This is a genomic window from Bacillus paranthracis (genome assembly GCF_001883995.1).
In the GTDB taxonomy this organism is placed as follows: domain Bacteria; phylum Bacillota; class Bacilli; order Bacillales; family Bacillaceae_G; genus Bacillus_A; species Bacillus_A paranthracis.
The window spans coordinates 157843-177572 of the sequence record NZ_MACE01000018.1 but is presented as its reverse complement, the minus strand read 5'-3'; the positions used below and the strand labels follow the sequence as shown (position 1 = coordinate 177572).

Here is a 19730-nt window from a genome sequence, read left to right as displayed (position 1 = left end):
TATTGATACTGATGAGCTGATAATCTTGTTTCAGTATTATAAGTTTGAAAAAGAAAGAGGACGAGCCATATGCTAAAAGGGAAAAAGATACTTTTATGTGTAACAGGAGGCATTGCGGTCTTTAAAGCGGCTGCGTTAACGAGTAAATTGACACAATCTGGTGCTATTGTAAAAGTAATGATGAGTGAGTCGGCAATGAAGTTTGTTACACCTCTTACATTCCAGGCGCTTTCTCGCCATGATGTATATACGGATACATTCGATGAGAAAGACTCAGCTGTTATTGCTCATATCGATTTAGCAGATTGGGCAGATGTTGTACTTGTTGCACCTGCTACAGCCAATTGTATTGGAAAGTTAGCTAACGGTATTGCAGATGATATGATTACAACTACTTTGTTAGCTACTACAGCCCCAGTGTGGATTGCACCTGCTATGAATGTGCATATGTATGAAAATAAAATTGTTCAAAAAAATATGATGACGTTAAAAACGTTAGGATATACATTTATTGAGCCTGGAGAAGGTTTTTTAGCGTGTGGTTATGTAGCGAAGGGAAGATTAGAAGAACCTGAAGCGATTATTGCACGGTTAGAAGAGGCTTTTTCAGAGCAAAAACCACTACAAGGAAAAAGAATATTAATAACTGCTGGCCCAACTCGTGAAAAGATTGATCCAGTCCGTTTTATGACTAATTTTTCTTCTGGAAAAATGGGATACGCGATTGCGGAAGTGGCAGCGAACTTAGGCGCTGATGTTATACTCGTTTCGGGACCGACAGCATTACATCCACCATTACATGTAACTACGGTGCAAGTGGAATCTGCACAAGATATGTTAGAGGCGGTTATTCAACATTATGAAGACGTAGATGTTGTCATTAAAACAGCAGCGGTTGCAGATTATCGTCCGAAATATGTTCATGATAATAAAATGAAAAAGAAAAATGGCGATGCTGTAATTGAACTTGAGAGAACAGTAGATATTTTAAAAACGTTAGGTGAGATGAAAGACAAACAGTTACTTATCGGTTTTGCGGCTGAAACGACAAACGTAGAGGAATATGCAACGAAAAAATTACGTGAGAAAAATGCGAATATGATTGTTGCAAACGATGTAAAGGCGCAAGGAGCTGGATTTGGTACAGATACGAACATTGTAACAATGTATAGAAAAGATGGAGAAGTTATAGAGTTGCCACTTTTAACGAAGAAAGAGGTTGCTCGTGAAATATTAAAGCAAATTGAAATAATGTTAGAAGATGATCGTCTATGAAATTTGCAAGTGTAATTGTTGATGTACCTGCACGTCAGACAGATCGACCATTTGATTATATTATTCCTAAAAAATGGGAAGATATTGTCCAGACAGGCATGCGTGTAGTAGTTCCGTTTGGCCCAAGGAAATTGCAAGGTTTTATTATTGGGATTAAAGATTCGGTTGAAGTAGAAAGTAAGAAGTTAAAGACAATTCATGAAATTTTAGATGTAACACCCGTTTTAAATGAAGAGTTGTTAAAGCTAGGGTATTGGCTTACAAGTGAAACGTTATGTTATATGATTTCAGCTTTTCAAGTTATGCTTCCAACGGCGATAAAAGCAACATATAAAAAACGTCTACAACTTCGTAAACAAGAAGAAGTAGCACCTGAACTACTGTTTTTATTTCAGGACAAAGAAGCGATAGATTGGGAAGCGATTGAGACGCAGCCACAGCTATACCGCACGATTCAACAAGAAATTAAACATGGCACGATTGAAGTCGTTTATCAAGTAAAAGATAAGGTACAAAAGAAGAAACAAAGAGTCGTTCAACCGGAGTTGCCAGAAGATAAATTAGAATTAGCAGCATTTGAACTGAAAAGTAAAAAACAACAAGATGTCCTCTATTATTTTGTGGAAAATTATAAAAGTGTACCGTTGAAAGTAATAACAGAAGAGTTACAAATAACAGATGCTCCAATTAAAGCACTTGTTAAAAAGGGACTACTCTCAGAAAAGTATGTGGAAGTGTACCGAAATCCGTATGACGATGACGATTTTGAACAAACGAAACCATTCCCACTTACTGAGGAACAAAAGCAAGTTATTACACCGATTTTATCATCAATTACAAATGAAACTTACAATCCATTTTTACTATATGGTGTTACAGGAAGCGGAAAAACAGAAGTATATTTACAATCTATAGCAGCGGTGCTCGAGAAAGGAAAAGAAGCTATTGTACTTGTTCCTGAAATTGCACTAACGCCTCAGATGGTAGATCGTTTTAAAGGTAGATTTGGCTCACAAGTTGCAGTTCTTCATAGTGCGCTGTCTGTTGGAGAAAAATATGATGAATGGCGTAAGATTTTAAGAAAAGAAGTGAAAGTCGTAGTTGGTGCACGTTCAGCTGTATTTGCTCCTTTTGAAAATTTAGGGATTATTATCATTGATGAGGAACATGAATCGAGCTACAAGCAAGAAGATAATCCGAGGTATCATGCAAGGGATGTAGCTGTGTGGAGAGGACAATATCATAAATGCCCTATCGTTCTTGGTAGTGCAACACCGACGCTTGAATCGTTTGCAAGAGCGAAAAAAGGTGTGTATGAATTACTGACGATGGAAAAACGTATGAACGAACAAGCTTTACCGACAGTAGAGATTGTTGATATGCGTGAAGAACTTCGTGACGGGAATCGCTCCATGTTTTCAAAGGCACTGCATGAAAAAATAGCAGATCGGTTAGAAAAGAAAGAACAAATGGTGCTCTTTTTAAATAGAAGAGGTCATTCTACATTTGTTATGTGCCGTGATTGCGGGTACGTTGTACAATGTCCGCATTGTGATATCTCGCTGACATATCATAAAATGAATCATCGTTTAAAATGTCATTATTGCAGTTACGAAGAAAATATGCCGACTGCGTGTCCTGCTTGTCAAAGTACATACATTCGTTTCTTTGGTACAGGTACGCAAAAGGTAGAAGAAGAAATTACAAAACTATTTCCAGAGGCACGAGTCATTCGAATGGATGTAGATACGACGAGTCGTAAAGGGATGCATGAGAAATTATTAAAGGCGTTCGGGGAAGAAAAAGCAGATATATTACTTGGAACACAAATGATTGCAAAAGGGTTAGATTTTCCGAAAGTAACGCTTGTTGGTGTTTTAACTGCTGATACGATGCTTCATTTACCTGATTTCCGGGCGAGTGAAAAGACTTATCAGTTATTGACGCAAGTAAGTGGACGAGCAGGCCGACATGAATTGCCAGGGGAAGTTATAATTCAAACGTATACGCCAGAACATTATAGTATAGAGTTAGCAAAGAACCAACAATATGATGTGTTTTTTGATCAAGAAATGCAAATGAGGCGAACGAGACAATACCCACCTTATTACTATGTTGTACTTGTGACGGTATCTCATCCGGAATTATTAAAAGCAGTACAAGTGACGGAAAAAATTGTCGGTCATTTACGGACGCACTGTTCGCAGCAAACGATGGTGTTAGGACCGGTTGCTTCAGCAATTCCAAGGATAAAAGATAGATATCGTTATCAATGCATGATAAAATACAAACGGGAACCAAACTTAAAGAACGTGCTCAAAATGGTAAATGAACATTATCAAGCAGAAATGCAAAAAGAGCTACAAATCTCAATTGATTTTAATCCAACAATGTTAATGTAGCGGAGGGAAATATGGCAGTTTTAGAAATAGTAAAGCATCCAAATGAAGTGTTAGAAACACCGTGTGAAAGAGTAATTAACTTTGATAAAAAGTTAGTGAAATTGTTGAAAGATATGCATGAAACAATGTTAATTGCGGACGGAGTCGGTTTAGCTGCGCCTCAAGTAGGGGTAAGCTTGCAAGTGGCGGTAGTTGATATCGGTGATGATACTGGGAAAATTGAGTTAATCAATCCATCGATATTAGAAAAACGTGGTGAACAAGTAGGTCCCGAAGGCTGTTTAAGCTTCCCGGGACTTTATGGTGAAGTGGAACGTGCGGATTATATTAAAGTGCGTGCGCAAAATCGTCGAGGCAAAGTATTTTTACTAGAAGCAGAAGGGTTTTTAGCGCGTGCAATTCAACATGAAATCGATCATTTACACGGTGTGTTATTTACATCGAAAGTGACAAGATATTATGAGGAAAATGAATTAGAATAGGTATTAAAAGGAGCGGTTTTTAAATGATAAAAGTAGTATTTATGGGAACACCGGACTTTTCAGTGCCGGTGCTTCGTCGTCTTATTGAAGATGGCTATGATGTAATAGGTGTTGTTACGCAACCAGATCGTCCGGTAGGCAGAAAAAAAGTATTAACACCTACACCTGTTAAAGTGGAAGCAGAAAAGCATGGTATTCCGGTGTTACAGCCGTTAAGAATTCGTGAAAAAGACGAATATGAAAAAGTATTGGCATTAGAGCCAGATTTAATTGTAACAGCTGCGTTCGGTCAAATTGTACCAAATGAAATTTTAGAAGCACCGAAGTATGGATGTATTAACGTCCACGCTTCTTTACTTCCTGAACTTCGTGGCGGTGCACCAATCCATTATGCAATTATGGAAGGGAAAGAAAAAACAGGTATTACAATTATGTATATGGTAGAAAAATTGGATGCTGGTGATATTTTAACGCAAGTAGAAGTGGAAATTGAAGAGCGTGAAACGACAGGTTCGTTATTTGATAAGTTAAGTGAAGCAGGGGCACATCTTCTATCTAAAACAGTACCTTTACTAATTCAAGGTAAGTTAGAACCAATTAAACAAAACGAGGAAGAAGTAACGTTTGCATATAATATAAAACGTGAGCAAGAGAAAATTGATTGGACAAAAACAGGTGAAGAAGTATACAATCACATTCGCGGATTGAATCCATGGCCAGTTGCTTATACAACTTTAGCAGGACAAGTTGTTAAAGTATGGTGGGGAGAAAAAGTCCCCGTAACGAAATCAGCTGAAGCAGGTACGATTGTTGCGATCGAAGAAGATGGTTTCGTTGTAGCAACTGGTAATGAAACGGGTGTTAAAATTACAGAATTGCAACCTTCTGGTAAAAAGCGTATGAGCTGTTCACAATTTTTACGTGGAACAAAACCTGAAATTGGAACAAAGTTAGGAGAAAATGCATGAGACAAAATGTTCGTGAATTAGCTCTTGATGGTTTAATTCAAGTAGAAAAAAGTGGTGCATACAGTAACTTACTTTTAAATAATCTAATTGAAAAAAGTACAATTGATAGAAAAGATATTGGTTTACTAACTGAGATTGTATATGGAACAATCCAACGTCGTGATACATTAGATTATTATTTACAGCCTTTTTTAAAAAAGAAAGTTGAAGCGTGGGTAAGAGTATTACTTCGCTTATCTTTATATCAAATGATTTATTTAGACCGAGTGCCTGAAAGAGCGGCTATTCATGAAGCCGTTGAGATTGCAAAGCGTCGCGGGCATAAAGGAATTGCTGGTATGGTGAACGGTGTATTACGTTCGATTCAAAGAGAAGGTGTACCTTCTGTAGATGAAATCAAAGATCCAGTAGAACGTTTGGCAATTGCAACAAGTCATCCAATTTGGCTTGTCCAAGAGTGGACTTCAGAATATGGTTTAGAAACTGCTGAGAAAATGTGTGAAGTGAACATGTTACCGCCTGTACCAACAGCGCGTGTAAATGTTGATAAAATAACAGTAGAAGAAGCAATTGCATTATTAGCTAGTGAAGGTATAGAAGCGAAGCGTGGCGATTTATCAGATGATGCAATTCAAATTGAAAAAGGGAATGTAGCGCACACAGATGCGTTTAAAAAAGGTTTTCTTTCTATTCAAGATGAAAGTTCTATGCTGGTAGCACGTGCCTTAGAACCAGATGAGGGAGATGTAGTTCTTGATAGTTGTGCTGCTCCAGGTGGAAAAACAACACATATCGCAGAGCGATTAAAAGGAACTGGTCAAGTCATGTCCCTTGATTTACATGCACACAAAGTACGTTTAATTAAACAACAAGCAGAGCGACTTGGTCTAGGAAATGTCGAAACAAAGGCATTAGATGCTAGAAAAGTGCAAGAACATTTTGCAAATGAAACGTTTGATAAAATATTAGTAGATGCCCCATGTTCTGGATTTGGTGTAATTAGACGTAAGCCTGATATTAAGTTAGGTAAAGATAAAGGCGATAGTGAAAGATTATCGACGATCCAACTTGCAATACTAGAAAAAATCGCACCGTTATTAAAACAAGGTGGTCGCCTTGTTTATAGTACGTGCACAATTGAAAAAATAGAAAATGAACAAGTAATAGAACGATTTTTACAAGAGCATCCTGAGTTTGAGTGGGATACTACGATAAAAGAGCGTATGCCAGAAAAGTTAAGTCCGTATATTGATGAAGGTCAAGTACAAATTTTACCGCATTATTTTGCAACAGATGGCTTTTATATTGCTTGTTTAAGGAAGAAGGTGTAGCATCGTGGAAACGACTGTGAGAAAACAAAAGAAAAATTTAGAAACGAAAAAACCATCAATTTACTCTTTACAACTTCATGAAATGCAAGATTGGTTAAAGGAGCAAGGAGAACCAAAGTTCCGTGCTGGACAAATTTTTGATTGGTTATATAAAAAACGTGTAAAAAATTATGAGGATATGTCAAACCTTTCTAAAGGATTGCGTGAAAAATTGTCGAATTCCTTTGATATTACTACTTTAAATACGTTAGTAAAACAAACGTCTTCGGATGGAACAATTAAATTCTTATTCCAATTATACGATGGATATTCTATTGAAACGGTATTAATGCGACATGAATATGGAAATTCCATTTGTGTAACAACGCAAGTAGGTTGTCGTATTGGATGTACGTTCTGTGCTTCAACGCTTGGCGGTTTAAAGCGAAACTTAGAAGCTGGAGAAATTGTAGCGCAAGTAGTAGAAGTGCAACGTGCACTTGATGAATCAGAAGAACGTGTAAGTTCTCTTGTCGTTATGGGAATTGGAGAACCATTTGATAACTACGATAATTTAATGGGATTCTTACGCATCATTAACCATGAAAAAGGACTTCATATTGGTGCGAGACATATGACAGTTTCGACAAGTGGAATTATCCCGAAAATTTATAAGTTCGCTGAAGAAGACTTACAAATTAATTTTGCGATTTCACTGCATGCTCCAAACTCAGAATTACGTTCAAAATTAATGCCGATTAACCGTGCTTATAAGCTACCAGATTTGATGGAAGCTATTAAATACTATGTAAATAGAACAGGGCGTCGTATTACTTTTGAATATGGACTATTTGGAGGAGAAAATGACCAAGTTGAGCACGCTGAAGAACTTGCTGCGCTCTTAAAAGGTGTAAAATGTCATGTGAACTTAATTCCGGTAAACTACGTACCTGAACGTGATTATGTACGTACGCCACGTGAACAAATTTTCTTGTTTGAAAAAACGTTAAAAGATCGTGGAGTAAATGTAACGATTCGCCGTGAACAAGGTCATGATATTGATGCAGCCTGCGGTCAGTTGCGTGCGAAGGAGCGCAAAGAAGAGACGAGGTGACGAGATGAAAGCCGTGTTTCTATCAGATAAAGGAAAAGTTCGTCAACATAATGAAGATAGTGCAGGAGTTTTTCATAATTTAGATGGAAATATTTTAGCGGTAGTAGCAGATGGAATGGGAGGTCATCGAGCTGGTGATGTAGCTAGCTCGATGACCATTCAATTATTCCATGATTATTGGAAGCAAACGCATAATATGAATGAGCCAAAAAAAGTAGAAGAGTGGTTACATACTAGTGTTGGGATTATTAATGAGCGTATATATGAGTACTCTAAGCAACATGTAGAATGTAATGGCATGGGAACAACACTTATAATAGCAATTTGTACGCCGAGCTTTGTGACAATAGGTCATATAGGGGATAGTCGTTGTTATATGGTATCAGAGGGAGAAATCTCGCTTGTAACGGAAGATCACTCACTTGTAAATGAACTTGTGAGACATGGTGAAATTTCAAAAGAAGACGCAGAATATCACCCGAAAAAGAATGTTTTATTAAGGGCATTAGGAACAGAAGAGAAAGTCGGATTAGATGTTAAAACGTTGGTGCTAGAGGAAGATGATCAGTTACTTCTTTGCTCTGATGGATTATCTAACAAAGTTTCTATTGCTGATATGCAACAAATTTTACAGTTAAATGAACAGCTAGAAACTAAGGGGCAACGTCTCATTCAATTGGCGAATGATCGTGGTGGGGAAGATAATATTACCCTTGTTCTGATTGATTATGCGGGTTCGACAAACGAAAGTAGGTGAAGTGCAACGTGCTGATTGGAAAACGCTTAAATGACCGTTATAAGCTGCTGAAAATGATTGGTGGCGGTGGAATGGCCAATGTATATTTAGCTCATGATGATATACTGGGCCGGGATGTAGCGGTAAAAATATTACGACTCGACTATTCAAATAACGAAGAGTTTATTAAACGTTTCCATCGAGAAGCGCAGTCTGTTACAACGTTGTCGCATCCAAATATTGTGAATATGTATGATGTCGGAGAAGAAGATGGTATATATTATCTTGTAATGGAGTATGTACCAGGACAAACATTGAAGCAATACATAATTGAGCGAGGGATGTTATCGATAGGAGAAGCTCTTGATATTATGGAGCAGTTAACATCCGCCATGGCACACGCCCATCATTTTGAAATTGTGCATCGTGATATTAAACCGCACAATATTTTAATTCGAGCTGATGGAGTAATAAAAGTAACAGATTTTGGAATTGCGACAGCTACAAGTGCAACAACAATTACACATACAAATTCAGTACTCGGTTCGGTGCATTACTTATCACCAGAACAAGCACGTGGCGGGATAGCAAATAAACAATCAGATATTTATTCCCTAGGGATTGTTATGTTTGAGTTGTTAACAGGAAGACAACCGTTTTCTGGTGAATCTGCTGTTGCTATAGCTTTAAAACATTTACAAAGTGAAATTCCGTCTCCAAAAAGATGGAATGAAAATATTCCGCAAAGTGTCGAAAATATTATATTAAAGGCAACTGCGAAAGATCCGTTTCATCGATATCAATCTGCCAATGCGATGAAACGAGATATTGAAACGGCGCTATATCCAGAGAGGATAAATGAGCAGCCATTTTACATACCGGAAGATATGGAAGCGACAAAAGCGATTCCGATTATTCAACAAGAACAATTATTTGAAAACGTTACTGATGAAACAATTGTTTTAAAAGGAAGTAAAGTGGATGAACAGACAAGAAAAGAAGAAACGGATTTAAATAAGAAGAAAAAACGAAGTAATAAATGGCTCAAAATTTTAATTACAATATTTTTACTTTTAGCAATCGGAATAACGTTAGCGCTTACTGTTATTCCAGGATTCTTTATTCCAAAAGATGTAAAAGTCCCTGATGTGTCTGGTATGAAATATACGACAGCAGTAAATACATTAGTTGAAAAAGGTTTTGAGGTTACGGAACCTAATATTGTATATACAGATGATGTTGAAACTGGTGATGTCATAAAAACAGACCCTGTGGCAGGAAGAGTCGTGAAAGAAAACTCTAAAATTACTATCTATCAATCAGGTGGAAAAAAGAAAAGTAAGATGAGTGATCTTACAGGGAAAGATTTTGAGAGCATAAGGTCTGAATTAGAAGAAAAATATAAACAAGTTACAATAAATTATATTGAAAATGATAGACCAAAAGGTGAAATCGTTGAGCAAATTCCGACGCCAGATCAAATGGTAGTAGAGGCGGAACAAGACCTGAAAATTTGGGTAAGTAAAGGTCCTTATCAAATTAGACCAGGTGACTTTTCAGGATGGACTGAAAATAGTGTCAATGGTTATTTGAATGAGAGGAAACTAACTCCAGATATAAAACGAGAGTATTCCGATACTGTTGATAAAGGACTTGTAATTTCGCAATCTCCAAAACCAGGAACGCCGTTAAAAGAAGGAGATAAAGTGACGATTGTTATTTCAGATGGTCCTAAGCCGAAAGTAACGAAAACAGTGAAAGTGGATAATATTTCTATTCCGTATGAATCTTCTATAATAGGTGAGAAAAAACCGCAAACGATAGAAATTTATAAAGAAGATATGCAACAAAAAATGGATAGACCAATTGAAACTAGAACAATTTCAGAGTCGGCAACTATTTCATTAGAATTTGTAATTCAAGAAGGTACAAAAGGACACTATAAAATTGTACGAGATGGTGTAACGATTATTGACAAAGAAGTACCATATCCAACTCAATAATAATGAATTCCATTTTCTTTCTAGAGGGAATGGAATGTATTACTCCTGCCTGTTATGCTGTCTACATATAGTGGACCGTATAACAGGCAAAAATATATGGTTCAAAAAGCTATAAAAGTGATACTGTTATAAATAATATTTTAAATTTAATGGTAGATTAAACGTATTAACTTGTATATATGACGGGTTTTGAAATCTTTATTTAAAGAATGATAATCCATTCAATAGGAATTACAGCTTCACTTTATACAGAATAAAGGAGAATTATATGCCAGAAGGAAAAATTGTAAAAGCTCTAAGTGGATTTTATTATGTGCAGCATGAAGAAGGGATTACACAATGTCGCGGGCGTGGTGTGTTTAGAAAAAATAAAATTACACCATTGGTAGGAGACCAAGTTGTTTTTCAGGCTGATAATCCAAGTGAAGGATACGTGCTTGAAGTATTTGATCGAAAAAATGAACTTGTTAGGCCTCCTATTGCTAATGTTGATCAAGCGATACTCGTATTTTCTGCAGTAGAACCAGATTTTAATCCGGGACTGTTAGATCGATTTTTAGTGCTGATTGAATATCATAACATTAAGCCGATTATTTGCATTAGTAAGATGGATTTAGTAGATGAAAAAATGAGAGAGACTGTTGAATCTTATGCAAATGACTATCGTGAGATGGGATATGATGTATTATTTACTTCTATAAATACATCGGAAAGTATTGACATTTTAAAACCATTCTTAGAAGGTTGTGTTTCCGTCGTTGCGGGGCAATCTGGTGTTGGAAAATCTTCTATGCTTAACGTCTTACGTCCAGAATTAGAACTGAAAACGAATGATATTTCCTCACATTTAGGACGCGGGAAACATACGACAAGACACGTAGAATTAATTGCGATTGGAAGCGGACTAGTTGCAGATACACCTGGTTTTAGTTCACTCGATTTCATAGATATAGAGGTAGAAGATCTTACATATTGTTTTCCAGAGTTGAAAGAAGCGAGCCAATACTGTAAATTTAGAGGGTGTACACATCTTTCTGAACCGAAATGCGCTGTGAAGGCTGCGGTTGAAGAGGGGAAGATTACAGAATATCGTTATAAGAATTACAAACAATTTGTAGAAGAAATTAGAGAGAGAAAGCCGAGGTATTAGTTATGATTAAAATTGCACCATCGATCTTATCAGCAGATTTTTCAAAATTAGGGGAAGAGATTAAAGATGTAGAAAAAGGCGGGGCGGATTACATTCACGTCGATGTAATGGATGGACATTTCGTACCAAATATTACGATTGGACCATTAATTGTAGAAGCAATTCGTCCGATCACATCGTTACCGTTAGATGTACATTTAATGATTGAAAATCCTGATAACTATATCCCGACTTTCGCAAAAGCGGGAGCGGATATTATTACTGTTCATGTAGAGGCGTGCCCTCATTTGCATCGTACAATTCAGTTAATTAAATCTCATGGCATTAAAGCAGGAGTTGTATTAAATCCGCATACGCCAGTTTCAGTGATTGAGCATGTATTAGAAGATATTGATATGGTATTACTTATGACAGTAAACCCTGGATTTGGTGGGCAGAAATTTATCCATTCTGTATTACCGAAAATTAAACAAGTTGCAGAAATGGTTAAAGAGCGCAATCTAGAAGTAGAAATTGAAGTTGATGGTGGTGTAAACGCTGAAACAGCAAGACTTTGTGTAGAAGCAGGAGCAAATGTACTTGTAGCTGGGTCAGCAGTATACAATCAAAAAGACCGCGGTGAAGCAATTCGTGTCATTCGTGGATAATGAATGAACGAGTCTTTATCCCAGTGAATCTTCTAGTGTAGTAAGTTTTCACTATTTATAAAGGGTAGAGAAAAAATATATAAAAAGGCAATCTACCGAATGGCAGATTGCCTTTTTACAATAGAAGGGGAAGGAAACATGATTATTCATATTTTAGCGGGAGGACCCGCGGAATATTGTGCAGATTTTTCTTCATATGAAAATGAGAAAGTAGTGTGGGCGGCAGTTGATAGAGGAGTATATCGTTTATTAAAAAGAGGTATTACTCCTGCTGTTGCGTTTGGAGATTATGACTCGGTTACGGAAGAAGAATTAGCATGGATGGGGCAACAAACAAATGATTTACATATTGTTCCTCGTGAAAAAGATCAAACTGATTTAGAAATTGCGATTAACTGGGCGTTAGAACAAAAGCCGGCACTCATTCGTATTTTTGGTGCTACTGGCGGAAGACTTGATCACGGTTTAGCGAATATACAAATGCTTTTAAAAGGATTAGAAGTAGGAATAGAGATGTGTATTGTAGACAATCAAAATGAAATAAGTGTAAAAAGAGTAGGTACACATATAATTGAAGAAAATAAAAATTTCCCTTATGTATCTTTTGTGCCTGTTACTGAAATAGTGGAAGGGATTACATTACTTGGTTTTAAATATCCTCTAACGAATAAAAAAATAGAGTGGGGATCCACACTTTGTATTAGTAATGAACTCGTTGAGGAAAAAGGTACTTTTTCATTTACTTCTGGCATATTAATGGTGATAAGAAGCACTGATTAAAGAAACAATTTTGCTCCTTACATCATATAGTGACCAAGTGGAGTAATGGGGATTAGGAGGGAAACCATGAGATTTTATACAATTAAGTTACCTAAATTTCTTGGTGGAATTGTTCGTGCCATGTTAAATACCTTCAAAAAAGATTAAAAAAAGCACCTATTACCGGTGCTTTTTCCATTGGTATAGTAAAAAAAGAGCCTAGCGGCTCTTTTTTTTATTATTAAACACGTTCGATTTTGCCAGATTTTAATGCTCTAGCAGAAACGTAAACACGTTGAACTTTTCCGTCGATGCGTACGCGAACTTTTTGAAGGTTAGCGCCCCACTTACGTTTTGTAGCGTTCATTGCGTGAGAACGAGAGTTACCAGAACGAGCTTTTCTTCCAGTAATAGCACAAACACGAGCCATTTATATTTCCCTCCCTTGATACCTTACCATACGTAATTTTTCAATGTTAGTCTTTTATGCGATGCTAAAAACACTACTATAATTTAACACAACTAAAAAGAGAATGCAACACTGTAGAAAAAAGAAATCAAGAAAAATTACTTGACACTATATGTCAATGAAGAAAAGTTGAAATCAAGAAAAATTGCTTGACATATTATAGTGATACATGTTGTATAATAACAATGGACTATTTTGCTCATCATAAAAAAGTGTAGTTTTCAACATAAAATATGAGAGTGAAAAAGAAAGAACGATGGAATTTTCTTTAAAAAGATTATATGATAGTAACTAAAGTAGTCTAACTCACTTTCACCATTTATGAAGGGGGAAAACGAGATGTCAATTGAAATTAAAACGAAGTACGGTCAAATTGATATTAGTACAGATGTAATTGCAACAATTGCTGGAGGTGCCGCGGTAGATTGCTACGGTATCGTAGGTATGGCATCAAAAAATCAGTTAAAAGATGGATTAACAGACATTTTACGAAAAGAAAATTTCACTAGAGGTGTTATTGTTCGTAAAGATGAAGATGAAGTACATATTGATATGTATATTATTGTGAGCTATGGTACGAAAATTTCAGAAGTAGCACATAACGTGCAGACGAAAGTGAAATATACATTAGATCAAACTGTAGGACTAGCAGTAGATTCTGTAAACATCTACGTACAAGGAGTTAAAGTAATAAACTTGTAATGTGCATTAAGGAGGAAAATCTGTGTCAATTCAAAAAATTGATGGAAAACGTTTATCACAAATGATCATTCAAGGAGCGAATAATTTAACGAATAATGTTCAGCTTGTTGATGCATTAAACGTATTTCCAGTTCCAGATGGCGATACCGGTACAAACATGAACTTATCTATGACTTCAGGCGCACGTGAAGTGAAAGCAAATCCTTCACAACATGCTGGTAAAGTCGGCGTAAGTTTAGCCAAAGGATTATTAATGGGAGCTCGTGGTAACTCTGGAGTTATTTTATCTCAGTTGTTCCGTGGTTTCTCGAAATCCATTGAACAAAAAGAAGAATTAACAACAGTTGATTTTGCTGCAGCTTTAGAAGCTGGAGTAGAGGCGGCTTACAAAGCGGTTATGAAACCGATTGAAGGAACGATTTTAACGGTTGCAAGAGAAACGGGTAAATATGCAGTAACAGTTGCGAAAAAACAGCGCGACTTTGTTTTGTTTATGGAAGACGTTGTGAAAGAAGCAAATGCATCGTTAAATCGTACGCCAGATTTATTACCTGTATTAAAACAAGTTGGCGTTGTAGATAGCGGTGGTAAAGGTCTTGTAGTAGTTTACGAAGGGTTTTTAGCTGACTTAAAAGGAGAAACGATTTCTTCTGATGCACCTGCCCAACCATCTATGAATGAAATGGTGCGCGCAGAACATCACCGTAGTGTACAAAGCCAATTGAGTACAGAAGATATTAAGTATGGATATTGTACGGAGTTCATGGTGAAATTAGAAGCTGATAAAGTGAAAGAACATAATTTCTCTGAACAAAAATTCCGTGAAGATATTAGTGTGTATGGTGATTCACTACTAGTTGTATCTGATGATGAAATTGTAAAAGTTCATATTCATGCAGAACATCCTGGAGACGCTATGAACTACGGACAACGTTACGGTAGTTTAATCAAGATTAAAGTAGAGAATATGCGTGAACAGCATACCGCTTTATTAGATGAGCCTGCCATGATGCCTGAGCCAACTAGCCAGCCTAAAGAGAAACAACCGTACGGTATCGTAACTGTAGCTATGGGATCTGGTATTAAAACTTTATTTGAAAGCATTGGCGCGACGAAAGTTATCGAAGGTGGCCAAACGATGAATCCAAGTACTGAGGATATCGTGAAGGCGATTGAAGAAGCAAACGCTGAAAAAATCATTATTTTACCGAACAACGGGAATATCGTAATGGCAGCAGAACAAGCAGCGTCAGTTGTGGATCAAGAAGTGATTGTAGTTCGTTCAAAAACAGTTCCTCAAGGTATGGCTGCAATGTTAGCATTTAATCCAGTTGGAACGCTAGAGGAAAATGAAGAAAACATGAAAGAAGCTTTATCTCATGTGAAAACAGGTCAAATTACGTATGCTGTACGTGATACGGAAATTGATGGTGTGGCAATTCAAAAAGATGATTTCATGTGTATCGCAGATGGAAAAATCGTATCAACAAATGCTGAAAAAGTAGGGGCTGCGAAGCAATTACTAGAAGCACTAATTGATGAAGATTCTGAAATCGTAACGATTCTACAAGGTGAAGATGCAACTGATGAAGAGGTAGCTGAATTAGTTGAATTTGTAGAAGAGAATTTTGAAGATGCAGAAGTAGAAGTACATGCTGGAAACCAACCGGTGTATTCTTTCATCTTCTCTGTAGAATAAGAAAAAATTCGTTTTGAAAATAAATGGATTACTTACTTGCTAATGGATAATAAGTAGTAATATGAAGTTTATTACTAGTTTTTATTCAAAAGGCTAGCATATTGAAGATAAAAAAGAGCCTTGCTGCTAATAGTGAGGCTCTTTTCTTTCGTGTTGTTTATGAGGGATTTGAGTAGTTTCTCTTAGAATGCCTATGATAGAATATATAGGGTGAAAGAGAGCGATTACAGATGTCAATCATGTTAATGGATAATGAATCAAAAAATAATGTGACGGAGCGTGAGAACCTTGAATGAAGTTGTACAAGTTCCTGTTACGGATGTAAAGGGAATCGGAGGAGAAACATCTGAATTACTACACGAGATGGGAATTTATACAGTTTCTCATCTATTAGAACATTTTCCGTACCGTTATGAAGACTATGCGATGAAAGATCTTGCTGAAGTAAAGCATGATGAACGTGTAACAGTAGAGGGAAAAGTTCATAGTGCTCCTTTACTGCAATATTATGGGAAGAAGAAGTCGCGTCTTACGGTTCGTGTCCTCGTAGGTCGTTATTTAATTACAGCTGTATGTTTTAATAGGCCGTACTATAAGCAGAAGTTAAATTTAGATGAAACGGTAACGATTACTGGTAAATGGGATCAGCATCGTCAAACGATTGCGGTATCAGAACTTCATTTTGGACCGGTTGTACGTCAACAAGAAGTAGAGCCTGTGTACTCAGTGAAAGGGAAACTTACAGTAAAACAGATGCGCCGTTTTATTGCACAAGCGTTAAAAGAGTATGGAGATTCTATAGTTGAAGTGTTACCTGATGGATTGCTAAGTCGATATAAATTATTGCCGCGTTATGAAGCGCTTCGGGCGTTGCATTTTCCAACAGGTCAGGAAGATTTGAAGCAAGCGCGTCGCCGTTTTGTATATGAGGAGTTTTTCTTATTTCAGTTAAAAATGCAAACGTTACGAAAAATGGAGAGGGAAAATTCGAAAGGGACGAAAAAAGAAATTCCTTCAGAAGAATTGCAAGAGTTTATCGATGCACTTCCGTTTCCATTAACTGGTGCGCAACGCCGAGTTGTAGATGAAATTATGAAAGATATGACATCTCCTTATCGAATGAATCGTCTGTTGCAAGGTGATGTAGGTTCTGGTAAAACGGTGGTCGCTGCAATTGGTCTTTATGCAGCGAAATTAGCGCATTATCAAGGTGCTTTAATGGTTCCAACAGAAATTTTAGCAGAACAACATTATCAATCGCTCGCAGAGACGTTCTCGCACTTTGGTATGAAGGTTGAATTGTTAACAAGTTCAGTTAAAGGTGTGAAACGCCGAGAGATTTTGGCAAAATTAGAACAAGGAGAAATAGATATCCTTGTTGGAACGCATGCTTTAATTCAAGATGAAGTTATTTTTCATAGGTTAGGTCTCGTGATTACTGATGAACAACATCGATTTGGTGTAGCGCAGCGACGAGTTTTACGTGAGAAAGGTGAAAGTCCAGATGTATTATTTATGACAGCAACACCAATTCCACGTACGTTAGCAATTACTGCATTTGGAGAGATGGATGTTTCTATAATCGATGAGATGCCGGCTGGTAGAAAGGTAATTGAAACATACTGGGCAAAACATGACATGTTAGATCGTGTTCTCGGTTTTGTAGAGAAAGAGATAAAAAAAGGAAGACAAGCATATGTTATTTGTCCTCTAATTGAAGAATCTGAGAAACTTGATGTACAAAATGCAATCGACTTACATAGTATGCTGACTCATCATTATCAGGGGAAATGTCAAGTCGGATTAATGCATGGAAGATTATCATCTCAAGAAAAAGAAGAGATAATGGGGCAATTTAGTGAAAATAAAGTGCAAATTCTTGTGTCGACAACAGTTGTTGAGGTGGGTGTGAACGTACCGAATGCGACTGTAATGGTTATTTATGATGCAGAGCGTTTCGGTTTATCACAGCTTCATCAGCTAAGAGGCCGTGTTGGGCGTGGTAGTGAACAATCGTATTGTTTATTAATCGCGGATCCAAAATCGGAAACGGGAAAAGAACGAATGCGTATTATGACCGAAACGAATGATGGATTTGTATTGTCAGAAAAAGATTTAGAATTACGAGGTCCTGGAGATTTCTTTGGGAGTAAGCAAAGTGGTTTACCAGAATTCAAGGTTGCTGATATGGTACATGATTATCGGGCGCTAGAAACAGCTAGACAAGATGCGGCGTTACTAGTAGATTCAGAAGCGTTTTGGCATAATGATCAATATGCGTCGTTGCGTACGTATCTTGACGGGACAGGTGTGTTCCAGGGAGAGAAGCTCGATTAAAGGGAGGCAACAAAAGTTTTTGTTGCATTCTACTTTTAATGATTATATACTACTGTTAGTACCTAGTCATAAAAATGGATGGTGCGGTATGAAAAAAAGAAGAAGTAAAAAAGAAAGACAAGAATTATTACAACAAACGATAGAAACGAATCCTTTTATTACGGATGAAGATTTAGCAGAGAAATTTCAAGTGAGTATACAAACTGTACGTCTTGATCGTATGGAATTATCTATTCCTGAATTAAGAGAAAGAATTAAACATGTAGCTACAAAGCAACATGAAGAAGATGTGAAATCTTTACCGTTAGAAGAGGTTGTCGGAGAAATTATTGATATAGAATTAGATAGACATGCGATTTCTATTTTTGAAGTGAAGGTAGAACACGTATTTAAAAGAAATCAAATTGCCCGTGGGCATCATTTGTTTGCACAAGCAAACTCACTAGCTGTTGCGGTTATTGATGAAGAATTAGCTTTAACTGCAAAGTCTACCATTCGATACATTCGTCCTGTAAAATTAGGAGAGCGTGTTGTTGCAAAAGCGCGCGTGGAAGATGTAGAGAATGATAAAGGGCGGACGGTTGTCAAAGTGCGTAGCTTCGTTGGAGAAGAACTTGTTTTTACAGGCACTTTTGAAATGTATCGATCTAGTAATTATAGTGAGGAAGGTAACAACTTATGAAAATCGCAATAGATGCAATGGGCGGCGATCATGCTCCAAAGGCTGTCGTACTAGGAGCAATGAAAGCTATTAAGGAATATTCTGATTTACATATTACGTTAGTGGGGAAAGAAGAGGAAATTCGTCAATACTTAACGAGTGAAGAACGAATTACTATACTTCATACAGACGAAAAAATCGAATCGACAGATGAACCAGTAAGAGCGGTTCGTCGAAAAAAACAAGCTTCAATGGTACTTGCGGCGCAGCAAGTGAAAGACGGTGTAGCGGATGCTTGTATATCAGCTGGTAGTACAGGAGCTTTAATGGCGGCTGGATTGTTTGTTGTAGGTCGTATGGAAGGAATTGAGCGACCAGCTTTATCCCCTACAATGCCAACTGTTGATGGAGAAGGTTTTGTTATGTTAGATGTTGGAGCGAACGTTGATGCAAAACCAATTCATTTATATCAATATGCAGTAATGGGATCTGTATACGCTGAGAAAGTAAGAGGAATTAAAAATCCTCGCGTTGGACTTTTAAACGTTGGAACAGAAGATGGTAAAGGTAACGAGCTTTCAAAACAAGTCTTTGCAATGCTTAAAGATGCGCCAATTAATTTTGTTGGGAACGTTGAATCAAGAGATTTATTGCAAGGTGTAGCAGATGTTGTTGTATGTGACGGTTTTACAGGGAATGTAGCACTGAAATCATTAGAAGGAACAGCACTTGCATTATTCTCTATGTTAAAAGAGCAGTTAATGAGTTCGTTTACGAGCAAATTAGCAGCGGCGGTATTAAAACCAAAACTTATGGTATTAAAAGATAAAATGGATTATTCGGAGTATGGAGGAGCCGCGTTATTTGGATTGAAAGCTCCTGTCATTAAGGCTCACGGTTCTTCCAATGACCAATCAATATTTAGTGCGATTCGTCAAACGAGAGAAATGGTAGCGAAAGAAGTTATTCCTACTATTTCAAGCGTAATGGAGAAAGAGCCACTCCAATAAGAGGAG

The 19730-nt window shown here is 37.0% G+C and carries 18 protein-coding genes; 17 read left to right on the top strand and 1 reads right to left on the bottom strand.

The annotated features are described in order from the left end of the window. The first annotated feature begins 69 nt into the window (after positions 1–69). The 12 genes from coaBC (at position 70) to spoVM (ending at position 13014) form a co-directional block, all read left to right on the top strand. On the top strand, positions 70–1275 hold the full coding sequence (gene coaBC / locus BAQ46_RS06950) for a bifunctional phosphopantothenoylcysteine decarboxylase/phosphopantothenate--cysteine ligase CoaBC (RefSeq protein ID WP_000911757.1): 1206 nt from the start codon (positions 70–72) through the stop codon (positions 1273–1275). Then, positions 1272–3677, top strand: a complete 2406-nt coding sequence (gene priA / locus BAQ46_RS06945; RefSeq protein WP_000666727.1) for a primosomal protein N' — start codon at positions 1272–1274, stop codon at positions 3675–3677. The genes coaBC and priA overlap by 4 nt, the downstream gene beginning before the upstream one ends. An 11-nt stretch (positions 3678–3688) precedes the next feature. Then, positions 3689–4159 carry a peptide deformylase gene (gene def, locus BAQ46_RS06940; protein ID WP_000279468.1) on the top strand — a complete coding sequence of 157 codons (471 nt, stop codon included), beginning with the start codon at positions 3689–3691 and terminating at the stop codon, positions 4157–4159. Between the two features lie 23 nt (positions 4160–4182). Continuing rightward, positions 4183–5127, top strand: coding sequence for a methionyl-tRNA formyltransferase (gene fmt, locus BAQ46_RS06935; protein ID WP_000598790.1), 945 nt, complete (start codon positions 4183–4185; stop codon positions 5125–5127). Continuing rightward, a complete protein-coding gene (rsmB, locus tag BAQ46_RS06930; RefSeq protein WP_001249672.1) occupies positions 5124–6458 on the top strand; it encodes a 16S rRNA (cytosine(967)-C(5))-methyltransferase RsmB in 1335 nt (444 codons plus the stop codon). Before fmt ends, rsmB begins: the two co-directional genes overlap by 4 nt. 4 nt (positions 6459–6462) lie before the next feature. After that, complete coding sequence (gene rlmN, locus BAQ46_RS06925; protein ID WP_000450543.1) at positions 6463–7551, top strand: dual-specificity RNA methyltransferase RlmN; 1089 nt, start codon at positions 6463–6465, stop codon at positions 7549–7551. Between the two features lie 4 nt (positions 7552–7555). Beyond that, a complete protein-coding gene (locus BAQ46_RS06920; protein ID WP_000648697.1) occupies positions 7556–8308 on the top strand; it encodes a Stp1/IreP family PP2C-type Ser/Thr phosphatase in 753 nt (250 codons plus the stop codon). Between the two features lie 8 nt (positions 8309–8316). Further along, positions 8317–10290 (top strand): serine/threonine protein kinase PrkC, encoded by a 1974-nt coding sequence (gene prkC / locus BAQ46_RS06915; protein WP_000904769.1) that lies wholly within the window; start codon positions 8317–8319, stop codon positions 10288–10290. A 268-nt stretch (positions 10291–10558) separates the two neighbouring features. Further along, positions 10559–11440 carry a ribosome small subunit-dependent GTPase A gene (gene rsgA / locus BAQ46_RS06910; protein ID WP_001113936.1) on the top strand — a complete coding sequence of 294 codons (882 nt, stop codon included), beginning with the start codon at positions 10559–10561 and terminating at the stop codon, positions 11438–11440. 2 nt (positions 11441–11442) lie between these two features. Beyond that, complete coding sequence (gene rpe, locus BAQ46_RS06905; protein WP_000589966.1) at positions 11443–12087, top strand: ribulose-phosphate 3-epimerase; 645 nt, start codon at positions 11443–11445, stop codon at positions 12085–12087. 99 nt (positions 12088–12186) lie between these two features. Continuing rightward, positions 12187–12867: a thiamine diphosphokinase gene (locus BAQ46_RS06900; protein WP_001998094.1), complete on the top strand. Its 681-nt coding sequence runs from the start codon at positions 12187–12189 to the stop codon at positions 12865–12867. A gap of 66 nt (positions 12868–12933) precedes the next feature. After that, complete coding sequence (gene spoVM / locus BAQ46_RS06895) at positions 12934–13014, top strand: stage V sporulation protein SpoVM (RefSeq protein WP_001213599.1); 81 nt, start codon at positions 12934–12936, stop codon at positions 13012–13014. Positions 13015–13087: 73 nt separating this feature from the next. On the opposite strand, the gene rpmB is transcribed toward spoVM, so the two are convergent. Beyond that, positions 13088–13276: a 50S ribosomal protein L28 gene (rpmB, locus tag BAQ46_RS06890; protein WP_000124776.1), complete on the bottom strand. Its 189-nt coding sequence runs from the start codon at positions 13274–13276 to the stop codon at positions 13088–13090. Between the two features lie 378 nt (positions 13277–13654). Between rpmB and BAQ46_RS06885 the strand changes: the two genes are divergently transcribed. From BAQ46_RS06885 to plsX, 5 genes are all read left to right on the top strand, one after another. Then, positions 13655–14017, top strand: coding sequence for an Asp23/Gls24 family envelope stress response protein (locus BAQ46_RS06885; RefSeq protein ID WP_000021109.1), 363 nt, complete (start codon positions 13655–13657; stop codon positions 14015–14017). A gap of 22 nt (positions 14018–14039) precedes the next feature. Beyond that, entirely contained in the window at positions 14040–15716 is a 1677-nt protein-coding gene (locus BAQ46_RS06880; protein WP_000027110.1) for a DAK2 domain-containing protein, read from the top strand. Positions 15717–16004: 288 nt separating this feature from the next. Then, complete coding sequence (gene recG, locus BAQ46_RS06875) at positions 16005–18053, top strand: ATP-dependent DNA helicase RecG (RefSeq protein ID WP_001006882.1); 2049 nt, start codon at positions 16005–16007, stop codon at positions 18051–18053. Between the two features lie 88 nt (positions 18054–18141). Then, complete coding sequence (fapR, locus tag BAQ46_RS06870) at positions 18142–18735, top strand: transcription factor FapR (protein WP_000747352.1); 594 nt, start codon at positions 18142–18144, stop codon at positions 18733–18735. Next, entirely contained in the window at positions 18732–19724 is a 993-nt protein-coding gene (gene plsX, locus BAQ46_RS06865; protein ID WP_000684108.1) for a phosphate acyltransferase PlsX, read from the top strand. The genes fapR and plsX overlap by 4 nt, the downstream gene beginning before the upstream one ends. Positions 19725–19730 lie beyond the last annotated feature (6 nt).